Source organism: Nostoc sp. (assembly GCF_036916985.1).
Taxonomy (GTDB): domain Bacteria; phylum Cyanobacteriota; class Cyanobacteriia; order Cyanobacteriales; family Nostocaceae; genus Nostoc.
The window spans coordinates 1-12393 of sequence record NZ_JBALFD010000052.1; the positions used below are offsets into that span (position 1 = coordinate 1).

The 12393-nt window shown below is 44.1% G+C and carries 8 protein-coding genes; 5 read left to right on the forward strand and 3 right to left on the reverse strand.

The features are described from left to right. Positions 1-2147: nSTAND1 domain-containing NTPase (locus tag V7L07_RS17595; protein ID WP_442936063.1), on the reverse strand; the 2147-nt coding region annotated here is incomplete at its 3' end. 169 nt (positions 2148-2316) lie between these two features. Beyond that, positions 2317-3666, reverse strand: a complete 1350-nt coding sequence (locus tag V7L07_RS17600) for a P-loop NTPase fold protein (RefSeq protein ID WP_335059927.1) — start codon at positions 3664-3666, stop codon at positions 2317-2319. 250 nt (positions 3667-3916) lie between these two features. Here V7L07_RS17600 and leuC point away from each other — a divergent pair, with 250 nt between their 5' ends. Next, the gene (gene leuC / locus V7L07_RS17605) at positions 3917-5320 is read left to right on the forward strand and encodes a 3-isopropylmalate dehydratase large subunit (RefSeq protein ID WP_335059929.1); all 1404 of its coding nucleotides are present in this window, start codon (positions 3917-3919) and stop codon (positions 5318-5320) included. A gap of 81 nt (positions 5321-5401) precedes the next feature. Then, the gene (leuD, locus tag V7L07_RS17610; protein ID WP_335059931.1) at positions 5402-6010 is read left to right on the forward strand and encodes a 3-isopropylmalate dehydratase small subunit; all 609 of its coding nucleotides are present in this window, start codon (positions 5402-5404) and stop codon (positions 6008-6010) included. A gap of 97 nt (positions 6011-6107) precedes the next feature. Here leuD and V7L07_RS17615 read toward each other — a convergent pair whose 3' ends face one another. Then, a complete protein-coding gene (locus V7L07_RS17615; RefSeq protein WP_335059933.1) occupies positions 6108-8036 on the reverse strand; it encodes a serine/threonine protein kinase in 1929 nt (642 codons plus the stop codon). 164 nt (positions 8037-8200) lie between these two features. On the opposite strand from V7L07_RS17615, the gene V7L07_RS17620 reads away from it, so the two are divergent. From V7L07_RS17620 to V7L07_RS17630, 3 genes are all read left to right on the forward strand, one after another. Further along, complete coding sequence (locus tag V7L07_RS17620) at positions 8201-8689, forward strand: hypothetical protein (protein ID WP_334778260.1); 489 nt, start codon at positions 8201-8203, stop codon at positions 8687-8689. Positions 8690-8879: 190 nt separating this feature from the next. Then, on the forward strand, positions 8880-10631 hold the full coding sequence (locus tag V7L07_RS17625) for an RluA family pseudouridine synthase (protein WP_335059935.1): 1752 nt from the start codon (positions 8880-8882) through the stop codon (positions 10629-10631). 625 nt (positions 10632-11256) lie between these two features. Further along, positions 11257-12309, forward strand: coding sequence for an aliphatic sulfonate ABC transporter substrate-binding protein (locus V7L07_RS17630; RefSeq protein WP_335059936.1), 1053 nt, complete (start codon positions 11257-11259; stop codon positions 12307-12309). Positions 12310-12393: the final 84 nt, after the last annotated feature.

The following is a 12393-nucleotide window of genomic DNA, read 5'->3' on the forward strand; positions in this document are numbered from 1 at the left end:
AGTTCAGAGGTCGAAGTTTCGAGTTCAGAGGTCGAAGTTCCGAGTTCAGAGGTCGAAGTTCCGAGTTCAGAGGTCGAAGTTCCGAGTTCAGAGGTCGAAGTTCCGAGTTCAGAGGTCGAAGTTTCGAGTTCAGAGGTCGAAGTTCCGAGTTCAGAGGTCGAAGTTCCGAGTTCAGAGGTCGAAGTTCCGAGTTCAGAGGTTGAAGTTCCGAGTTCAGAGGTTGAAGTTTCGAGTTCTAACTCTCCCTCATCTCTCCGATTTCCCAAAACCCTCCCCAACTCTTCCACCCAGTTGGTGTAAACACGCATTACCACCGGTAAATAATCCTGAATACCGATCGCTTTATTCTTTAAAGCTGGCACTAGTCCCGCATTCACCAGGGAACTTTTGCCTACACCCGATTGCCCATGAATTACTATTAACTTATAATCAGACCGACCCATGCGTTCAATTAAACGTTCTACATCCAAGAGGCGACCAGATGCAGCAATTTCTGGGGCAATGTTTCCTTGGGGAGAGTTTGAGCGCAATGTCTCGACAAATGCCTGTTTTGTAGCTTCTAACCTACCCGCACCAATAAAAGCCCGCAAGCCAAATTGCTGTTCAATGGAACGCCGTTGCTGTTTAATGTTGTATGCTTTGAGATATTCTTTCTGCTCAAAATAAAGCTGCTGCAAAAATCTGAGTATATCCAAATAAAGCCTGACATCTTCTAGGGGATTACCCACATCTCTAGCAGTTTCTAAGCTGAGAGTTGCCTGTTGAGTTTGACCTAAATGGTATTGAGAATGACCTAAAATAAATCGATATAAACTCAAATCTTTTGATTCTAAAACCCTTTCGGGAATATCAGATAAAACCTGACTTTTTACCTCATCCGCGAAACCTAACCCCCCAGCCCCCTTCCCTACGTTCGCGCAGCGTCTCGAAGAGAGGGAAGGGGGATAATTCAAAGGCTCTCTCCTTGCAGGAGAGAGGTTTTTCAGATCCCGTGAAAAGTCAGCAGATAAAACCCCTGACATATTAGCTGATTCTAGATTGGGAATCTCATCAAAAACTTTTAAGGCTTCCTTAACTAACTGATTTGCTTTCAGCCAGTTATTTTGAGCCAAAGCCACCGCAGCTAAAAAGCCGTAATCTTTCGCTAATTCCCTTGGCTGGTTGTTAGTTTGATGGATTACTAAAGCTTGCTCTGAAAGACTCTGCAACATTTCCCACTTTTGCAAGTCTCGTAAGATATCACCAAATTTAACTAATGAATTGGCGATTAAATCTGGATTTTGGAACTGGTTAATAAAATCAATATACGCTTGAACATAATGCCAAGTCGCTTGCCAATCTGGATGATTGATATCTTGATGCTTAAAAGCTTTGAGATAATAGCAAAACCCAATATCACCGAGGATTTTTGCCTGTCGTTCTAAATTATGATTTTGCTGCCAGAGCTTCTCAGCTTTGTGATAATGCTCTAACGCCGAATCTTTTTGATTATTTATTTGTTTAATAAAACCTAACAAAGATTCTAAATTAGCTTGAATTTCTAAATTATAAACATCTGGCTTATTGAGTAAATATCTTTGCGCTGCTTCTAACTCATTTTCTAATTTAATATATACATCTACGCTAAATTTTAAGTTATTGCTAAACCATTGATTAGCCGTTTCGATGACAAAATCTACTAATTCCTGTGTTGATATGGGAAAGTCTCTCGTAGTTGCCCAACTTTCCAAATCTGGCGCAAACTCTATTAGTTGCTTGTAGATTTCATCGTCAATCCACAACACTAAGGGAAAAGCAAAATTCTTGCGAAACTCCTCCCGCACCTGATTCGCAGAAGTTAATATCACAGACAAATTCTGCACTGATTCCAAACCGACAACCATCACACAGGCTGGTATTTCTTCGCCGACTTCTTCCCGAATTGCAGTATAAAGAGTCCTGTTAGATTGCTGCACCACCAAGACACGAATTTCAACTTGACAAATTTCCTGCAATCTGGAGATTAAGCGATCGCGCAAGCTACCATAATTACACCGTGCCAAAATCAGCTTAAACTTTCCCGCAGAGGATTCTATTGCCCAAGCTAATTGTTGCAGAGTGCGTTCGCTGTTTACATGGTTATCTTCTGATGGTTGCGAGTCTGTCATAAGAGTCTGTCATAAGTTAAAAGGGCGGTTAGAAACCGCGTCTACACAGGCAAAACCCACCTCCGTGGGTTATAAAATCTTGATTTTCTCTTAGCCCACGGAGGTGGGCTTTGTTTGTGTAGCCGCGAATTCCATTCGCCCTGGCTATAAGTTGATTCTTGGATTGTTTTCACTGCAACTCTCTGGCTTCTGCCAATATGGGGTTGACATCAAACCAAGATTCACCACCATCGCGGTATTCAAAGACAAACCGACTGCGAATCAGTTTTTGATATCCCTGGTCATCACTTACCTTTTTCCTTTCCTTGACGTGACGTAACAATTGCCACTCATCATCAGAAATCGGTAACATGATTTCATTACGCCGAGAACGAATAACTTGCTCTAAAGTTTCACGAGTTAGGGGAAGACTCATTTCTTCCATAATCCAGGTATTCAGCAGCCTCAGCACGTCCCGCACATGACCACCGCTCATTTTACATAACCGTTCAAGGCTAGCAGCACTATCAAAAATCTCGGTAATTTTATTTAAACGCTCCTCTTCTGGCAAGTCAGGAAAAGCTCTCGCTAGTACCATTTGCTGCATAAGTGCCATTCCCTGTGTATGAACACTGCCATCAGTTTTTTGTACAGGTACCATTGGTAACACTTTGGGATCTTCTGGGAAACGCTGAGTCAGCATTCCGTAATCGTTGGAAAACTTTAAAGCCAAGGGCATAGTGTAGAGTAGATGACAATTCAGCCTTGTTAAAAACTCACCTTGATCGACAAATAAATATTCCTGCTGCGGACGACCCCAAGGTTTGGCACGATTATCTATGCGGTCAAGATTATCGACAATTACAACTAGACCTTTTTTACCCTGCTGTTTGAGTTTAGCGATCGCAGGTTCTAATAATTCTTGATTAATCGCTTCCAGCAGTTTAGTTTTTTGCGGTGCTAAATACTGATTGAGTTTTTCTCGCAGCGTTGGGTCATTTTTCATCTTCGCGGTGATTTCACCAATACCCACAGACAGAGAAAACTTTTCTTTATCTGCGGATAAACCGACATCACCAAGCACTGGAACCTTAACTTTTCCCGCCGTCACCTCGGAGTTTAAGACTTTCCAAGCACCTTGCAGCAACTCATTAAATTTGTTAGGTGTCTCCAGAGTAATTTTATCCAGACTTTGACTCACCCGCCGAGCGATCGCTAGCAGCACATCAGCAATATCGACATCAGTCATTTCTAAGTCATCACTGGACTCAAAATAGACAACGTGGAAATCTAACTTTTCCAGTTCTGCCTGTAACCGTAATAGTTCTGTCGATTTACCACAACCAATATGCCCAGTAAATAAAGTACAAGTGGGTTCATTCGGCTTAAAAAAAGTAATTTTCTGCTTCAGCTTGCCAAGAATATCACCACCTCGTACCGAGGAAAAATCTATATAATACTTGCCATCAGAGCTATTTTTGACAAACAGAGTTCTGCTGGGATCGCTAGCCTGATAAAATTCCCGTAAATCTATGGGCATAACCTGGTAGTGCAATTATCTCGTCTTGTCTTAACACATCTTGTGCAAAAGGATAAAGTTACTTACATCATGGATCTCACTATTTCGGAGAATTTTCGCATTTACTACCTCAAAAGCCATCGAATGACATCGCTAATTCTCTGCGTACCTCTGTGCCCCTCTGCGTTTAAAAATATTTAAGTTATCTGCAAAAACCGAGACTCTTTTTTGATACTATTTAAGACCGGACTCTTTAAATACTGATTGACGTATGAGCAAAGGTACCCTGTTTGACAAAGTTTGGGACTTACACACCGTTGGTACACTTCCCTCAGGGCTAACGCAACTATTTATCGGGCTTCATCTAGTTCATGAAGTCACCAGTCCCCAGGCCTTTGCTATGTTACGCGAGAAGGGTCTAAAAGTACTGTTTCCAGAACGAACTGTGGCCACGGTCGATCATATTGTGCCCACAGATAATCAAACGCGTCCCTTTGCCGATAGCTTGGCAGAGGAAATGATTCAAGCCCTGGAAAATAATTGTCAAGAAAATAACATAACTTTTTACAATATTGGTTCTGGTAGTCAGGGTATAGTTCACGTCATCGCCCCAGAACTGGGAATCACCCAGCCAGGAATGACGATCGCTTGTGGAGATAGTCACACTTCCAGTCATGGGGCATTTGGTGCGATCGCATTTGGCATTGGTACTAGTCAAGTTAGGGATGTTCTTGCTTCCCAAACCCTTGCCCTTTCCAAACTGAAAGTCCGCAAAATAGAAGTTAACGGCACTCTCAACCCAGGAGTTTACGCCAAAGATGTCATCCTGCATATCATCCGCACCCTTGGGGTAAAAGGTGGTGTGGGTTATGGCTACGAATTTGCAGGGACGACCTTTGCACAAATGAATATGGAAGAAAGGATGACTGTCTGCAATATGGCGATCGAAGGCGGTGCTAGATGCGGCTACGTCAATCCCGATCGTGTCACCTATGATTACCTCAAAGGCAGAGATTTTGCTCCCAAAGATGCAGATTGGGATCAAGCAGTAGTTTGGTGGGAATCCATCAAGAGTGATGCTGATGCCCAGTACGATGATGTAGTAGTATTTGACGCGGCGGAAATTCCTCCTACCGTCACCTGGGGGATTACTCCCGGTCAAGGTATCGGTGTCAATCAGTCAGTGCCTCAACCAGAAGAACTGCTGGAAGAAGACCGATTTATTGCCGAAGAAGCTTACCGCTACATGGATTTATATCCTGGTCAACCCATCAAGGGCACTAAAATAGATGTCTGCTTTATTGGTAGTTGCACCAACGGCAGAATTAGTGATTTACGAGAAGCGGCAAAAATCGCCAAAGGTCGCCACGTTGCAGAAGGAATCAAAGCCTTCGTTGTCCCTGGTTCTGAAAGGGTGAAGGAAGAGGCGGAAGCTGAAGGACTGGATAAAATCTTTCAGGAAGCCGGATTTGAGTGGCGGGAACCGGGATGTTCCATGTGCCTGGCTATGAACCCCGATAAGTTAGAAGGAAGACAAATCAGCGCCTCCTCCTCCAACCGCAACTTTAAAGGAAGACAGGGTTCCTCTTCCGGTCGGACATTGTTAATGAGTCCGGCGATGGTCGCCACTGCTGCCATTAAAGGCGAAGTCTCTGATGTGCGCGAGTTGCTGTAACCCCATCTTGTGACAGAGAAAACTCTCTTAAACTTTCTTTCTTTCCTTTGCGTTCTTTGCGGTTCGTTTCTTATAAAAATTATGGTGAGTGAAGTTAAAACGGTTTCAGGACGCGGTATACCCTTAGTGGGCAATGATATAGATACCGATCGCATCATTCCCGCACGATATTTGAAAGCCATTACCTTTGATGGCTTAGGCGAAGGCGCGTTTATTGATGATCGGAAAGCGCTTAAAGGTGAACACGCCTTTGACCAACCCCAGTATCAAGGCGCGAAGATTTTAATAGTCAACCGTAACTTTGGCTGTGGTTCATCACGGGAACATGCACCCCAAGCGATCGCCAAATGGGGAATCCAAGCTTTAATCGGTGAAAGCTTTGCCGAAATCTTTTTTGGTAACTGTGTGGCAATGGGCATACCTTGTCTGACAGCCGATGCTGTGACTGTTAAACAACTACAAGATTTAGTTGCTGCTAATCCCCAAGCCGCCGTGACAGTAAATCTGGAAACCTTGCAAGTGCAAATTGATGATTACACCGCCCCAGTTGCGATCGGTGAAGGGACAAGAAGCACATTTATTTCTGGAACTTGGGACGCTTGCGGTCAGTTGGTGGCTAACGCTGATCAAGTTCGGTCAACGGCTGCAAAATTACCTTATGTGGGTTGGGGCAATTTAGCCGCAAGTTAACGATGTGTAAAAAATTAATTGCCTTTGCAATCCCCATCTTCGGAGTAACTTGTTCGTCTTAGCATCTCGTATAGAAGATGGGGAATTTCGCAACCTGTTAAAAGCCACTTTTAGGAGTTTCTATAGTATTAGGACTCTCTGTAGTGGTAGGTTTCTTAGTATCGGGAACTTTCTGTTCGGTACTCTTTTGATTACCTTGATTCCCTAGTCTAGTTAGTGCTTCTTTTGCCAGATTTGCGGCTGCTTGTTTAAATAATGGTTCTATTTTATTTCGCCAATATTGAGTATTCGGCAACTTTTCTGGATGGTTTCTATAATCTAAAACTTTATCCCATTTCCCATCATCTATTGCTTTATTGATCTCATTAGACAAAGCCTCAGCCTTCGCCCAATCTTGTTGCCACTGGGCAATCATTTTGCCCGTCTCTTGGATACCAGAAGCAGCATTTGCCGGAATTGTTCTCAAAAGTGCGATCGCTCCTGTTATATCCCCTGAATCATACTTCTGTCTTGCTTGTTCTATAATATTGGCACTGTTATCACTAGGCTGCGATCGTTCTGATTTCCCAGCATCGTCAGCTGACCCCTTCGACTTTTCTGGTAATGAAGTTGCGACATCCCGCGATTTTGATTTTGTTTTGGTAGTCGGTCGATTCGCAATCGAGCTACTATCATCTACAATCTTTGTTGCAATGCCTTTTTCGCGTAAGCAAGAACTCCATTCTTGATTATTGGTTATCTCATCCGAGTCGACCCAAGCCAAACGACCAGGTTTAAGTTTAATTTCTACCCAACCTCCTTTTGTCCGCTTGCCAGTCACCTCGAAATTGGTGTTATCAGCAACAGTTTGCAAAACATTATTAGAATTTATCGAACTAGGTTTAGAACGGATATTAGAATTTCCCGCGACAATAGCCAAGCATTTGTCTGTTAAGGCAGTATTATTACCTGTAATATTTAAAGCGAAATTTTTCATATTTGGATATACATTTGCTACCAAAGCAGCCGCACCACCCGCCAATAATATGCCAATTAATATCGGCCATGGGTCGGATTTCTGAGAATCTTGACGCCCAGGTTTCGCGCGGACAGGATTTGCCGGTGCAACTGCAACAGTTTGCAGGCGAGATACTTGAGGCTGGGATTTAGCTGTTTGGTAGCTGGAATTATTGGCGGCTTCTTGAGATGTGGAAAGTGCTGGTACAGGATTAATTGCCTCTTTACACGCTTGCAATGCCTCCGTGGCGCTTTGGTAGCGGTCTTTGAAGTGATAACGTACCATCTTAGACAACACTGCCGCCAGTCGATGGTTCACGGTTACTGAATGACGCCAGATGATTTCGCCCGTTTCTGGGTCTTCTTGCAATTCTGTTGGCTGTAATCCTGTTAATGCTTGAATGGCAATCACACCAAGGGAATAGATATCGCTGTTGGGGCGGGGTTTACCTTGCCCTTGTTCTGTGGGCATATAGCCAGGAGTGCCAATAACTACTGTCGCCGAGGCTTGTCCGCCCACTGCTACCATTTGTGTACGCAGTTGCTTCACTGCCCCAAAATCTACTAAAACTAACTTATTATCGGAAGCGCGACGAATGATATTATCCGGTTTGATATCGCGGTGAATCACGCCTTGGCGATGGACAAATTCGAGAATTTCTAAAACTTCCTGCAACAGTTGAATTACCTGGCTTTCATTCCAGCGCTTACCAGGGATAAGTTCTTCAGCTAAGGTATGTCCTTCAATATATTCTTGTACTAGATAGAATTCTTGATTGTCGTCAAAATACGCTAGTAGCCTGGGTATTTGGTCATGATTGCCCAGTCTTTCTAAGGTTTCGGCTTCACTGTTGAATAGGCGTTTCGCAGTATCAAAAACTCTGGGGTCAGTTCCGGGTTTAAGGTGCTTAACAACGCAGATGGGATTGCCAGGCCGTCTAGTATCTTGAGCAATATAGGTTTGACCAAATCCTCCCATCGCGAGGACTCGAATTACTTGGTAACGATGATCTAGTAGCTTGCCTATCATATTCCCTCCCCAGAGTTCTTACCTAATTTTCCAGCTAGTAATAAATATCTCCAAATTTTCTTCAATGAAATCCGCTATCTTGAGAAAAGATTTAGATTAAAAACGCAGCTTTTTAATAAACATAGACTGTTTATTTTTCTTTATAGTGCCCCTGTTTACTACCAATGCCACCTAAAATAACAAACTCAGTTGCATGGCAACAGGCTGAAATCCTCATGCAGCCTGCTTTCATTCGGGTTATCGACAATCTCCGCAAGCTGCTTGATGAATCTTCCTGGACGGGAACTTACCATGATGTCCTGATTTGGCCGCCTAGCACCACTGATGAAATCAAAGCATTGGTGACTGAACTGTTGCAAGCAATGGAAACTGCAACGCCCCAAGAGGCAGATGAAATCAGAGAGACTCTGGCTCGTCTGCCGATGCCCCATCCAGGATATCATCTACGTTTAGAGCGTCAACAGCAGCAAGCAAGTATCGATTTGTGGGAACTCTGTTATCAAGTGTGTTTTCTTAAATACAGCCCAGTTGAGGAATCTGCTGATGTTGATACTAGTTTAATTGATGAACTCGGTGAAGTGGATTGGCTGCGTTTGGATGCGAAGGCAAAGGAGTTAGTTGAACAGGCATTTGCTAAATTACCAGAGAGTTGAACAAGAGGCAAGGGGGCAGGGTGCAGGGAGCAGGGGAGATAGAATAGAAAAGGGATTCGACCCCTTCCTGTTCGAGAACCACTTAACAAAAGTGGAGGACGTAAGAACATGTTCCCCCCTTCATTCCACCACAGGAGTCAGAGGTCATTTTTCTCCGCTCCCTGCCCCCTACCTCTTCGTTAAAGGCTGTATGGTAGTTTTGCACCCACTTTCAGATTTCATCGACTGCGATTTTGCCATCAGCGACTTATCTTGTAGCTATTGGTACGAAGGCCGCTGTCTGGAAAGTGGCCTTCGCCTAAAATTACCCCGCACCTCAATGTCTGAAGCGATCGCCCACGGACTAATGCAAGAGTTAGCTAATAATGACTGTTATTCTCGTGAAGGCAAGATGTATGGCATCCTATTGGTTGAACTGCCTAATGGCGAACAATGGGTACTAAAAGCCTTCTCAGGTCTTTTAAATGGTTGTAGTGTTGTTGAGGGCTGGGTGCCACCAATTCCAGGTAGAGACAAAGTTGCTTTCGAGGAAGCCCGTACTTTGGCACAGTTGGACGCGATTAAGCAAGAACTTCTGACCTTGAAGCAACTGACCGAACGCCAGCAATATGAAACTCTATTAAATGATTTTGAACAACAATTGCAAGCAATGAGCGATCGCCATCGCGATTGCAAACATCAACGACAGGAAAAGCGTCAGCAAATCTGCAAGACACTCAGCCCAGAAGCACTGACTATTGCTCTTGAACAACTCGATGAAGAAAGTCGCCAGCAGGGAATTGAGCGACGACAACTTAAACGCCAACAAAATGACCGATTACAACCCCTGCAACAGTTAATTGCAGCAACAGATGCGCGAATTAGTGAACTGAAACAACAGCGTAAAGCACTGTCTCGTCAATTACAAGCTCAAATGCAGGCTAGCTATAGCTTGACTAATTTTTCTGGGCGATCGCAATCATTGCAAGAATTGATGCCAGGAGGTTCCCCCACTGGTACAGGAGACTGTTGTGCCCCAAAGCTGCTTCATTATGCGGCAACACATAATCTCAAACCGTTGGCAATGGCAGAATTTTGGTGGGGTGCGTCTTCCATGAAAAGTGCTGAGTTTCGAGTGCTGAGTGCTGAGTTGAAAGACCGCTCACAAGAGGCGGAGTATGAACCTTCTCCGAGTATGGTAAATCAAGATAAAATTCAGGGAGAATTTTATGGAGCATGTGCGGAGCGATGTCAGCCATTGATGGGGTTTTTGCTCTCAGGGTTAAGACCTAACCCCCCAACTCCCTTGCCTTGCAGGGAAGGGGGAGAGGTCACTTTACCCATTATTTATGAAGACGAATGGCTGATTGCGGTAAATAAACCTGCTGGGTTACTTTCGGTACCTGGTCGTTATCGCGATCGCCAAGATAGTGTCTTGAGTCGCTTCGCTCATCTGTTACCGGATGGTATGTCACTTACATCTGTGCATCGCCTAGATCAAGAAACTTCCGGGATTTTGTTGTTAGCACGCGATCGCCAAACCCATCGACAACTCAGCCAGCAGTTTCAGCAACGCCAGGTTCACAAGGTTTATGAAGCCATACTTGCCGGTGCTGTAACAGTTGACCAAGGTGTAATTGACTTGCCATTGTGGGGAGATCCTGAAAATCGCCCCTATCAAAAAGTTGATTGGCAGCATGGCAAACCCAGCTTGACACAATTCCGGGTAATGGCAAGAGAAGGAGACTACACCCGCGTAGAATTTACGCCACTAACAGGACGCACCCATCAATTGAGAGTTCATGCGGCTGATGCGCGAGGACTGGGGATTGCTATTTTAGGCGAGCGTCTTTATGGATGCTGTGCAGTTACTAGTCGGTTACATCTGCACGCCAGAGAACTTCGCTTCAAGCATCCGCAGTTAGAAAAAACCCTGCATCTACAAGCAATTATGCCCTTCTGATGCGTTCTCTAATTTCCACTTGAAGACTACAACGGGGAATAGGGTTGAAAATCTCTTGATATATGACCTCACTTATCTGAAATCTGCTGTATTAAGCTGTTGCGCCTTTAATTTGCACTAATATTTTTCCAATATGATTGTGGGGTGGGCATATAGCCTGGGCGGGCAAGATGGCCACCCTACATAAGTTAATTGGATATTTTTTTATTTGTCAGTCCCTAAATAGACCACACGGTAGAGGCACAGCAATGCTGTGCCCTGACGATAGATATGGTTCAAATACATGAAAACTGCTGTAAATCCCAATAACCCCAAATAGCTAAAGCTATGCTTTGTCTCTCCTCACAGCTAGCCTATTGCTTTTTAACTTTGTATGTGATAATTTCTGCTTGTAGTTAATTCAACGGTTATCCGACCGACTTGCCGTATTTACGGGAACTAGTATCACAATTAAGAGACTTCCCAATCAAAATATCCAACTATAAATGATTGTGAGATACCCCACAAAATTTGGATAGTTTGTTACTTGGAAATCCCTAAATGAGCATTAACTATGAGAGTGCTGGAGTTGATATCTAAACTCTCATTCTTATCTTTTTTTTTAATAAAAGGAGTAATAAAAAAGTTGTTAAATCAATTCAAAAAGTTCTTATTTTTATTGCCGCAACGCTCAAGCAAATCCTTGAGTGCCTTATTGATTGCTAGTTCCTGGCTAGGTTTGGGGATTTCTAGCTGCGCTCCAAGTAACTCTGCAAATACTAATACCACTGCCCAAAATGTCAGTAATCAAACTCAAGAAAAAACTAGTTTGATTCGCTTGGGATATCAAAAGGGAGGTGTAGTACCAATTGCACGTCAACGAGGAGAGTTAGAAAAGAAGCTTGTAGCTCAGAATATCAAAGTTGAATGGGCTGGCCCCTTTGACCGATGTGCTACCTTACTCCAAGCAATTAGCGCGAATCAAGCCGATATTGGTGGGTGCGGAGACATTCCTGGGTTATCAGCTATTGCTGCCGGTCAAGAGCTTTGTATTGGGGCTGTCCAGCGTCCCAGACCAGAATCATTGGGCAGTGCGATCGTCGTTCGGGGCGATTCTCCTATCCGTAAACCTGCTGACCTTGTAGGTAAAAAAGTTGCAGTAAATCAGGCTGGTGCAGGTGAGTATTTGTTATTAAAAGTATTGGAAAAAGAGAAAATTTCTAAAGATAAAGTTCAGCGTGTATTTTTAGCGCCAACTGATGCTGCACCCGCCCTCTATCAAGGAACTGTGGACGCTTGGGCAGTTTGGGAACCATACGTTTCAGTTGCCGAATTAGAGCATGGTGCTAGGAGAATCACCACAACCCATCCAGCTCCTACCTACAGTGTAATGCTTGTGCGTAATGAGGCGGCGGCTAAATCTCCAGAAGCCGTGAAAGCTGCTTTTAGCGGTTTAACCGAGGAATACGATTGGTTGAATGCAAATACGGCAAAATCAGCCGAATATCTGGTCAAAGATATCAAAATCTCTCCAGCCGTAGCCAAGCGGGTAACTGAAAATCAAGGGCCGCAACTACTTGCCACACCAAATGCTGATGATGTTGCAAAAATTCAGAAAACTGCTGACTGGATGCTAGAGCAAAAGATTTTACCCAAAAGAGTAGATGTTGCTGCTACTATCTGCCCCACCGCTAAGTAGGAGGTGGGGGGCAGGGAGCAGGGAGCAAGGGAGAAGAGTTTTCATGCGCTGCGCCCCGCCCCTCTGCCTCTTTCCAATGCCCCA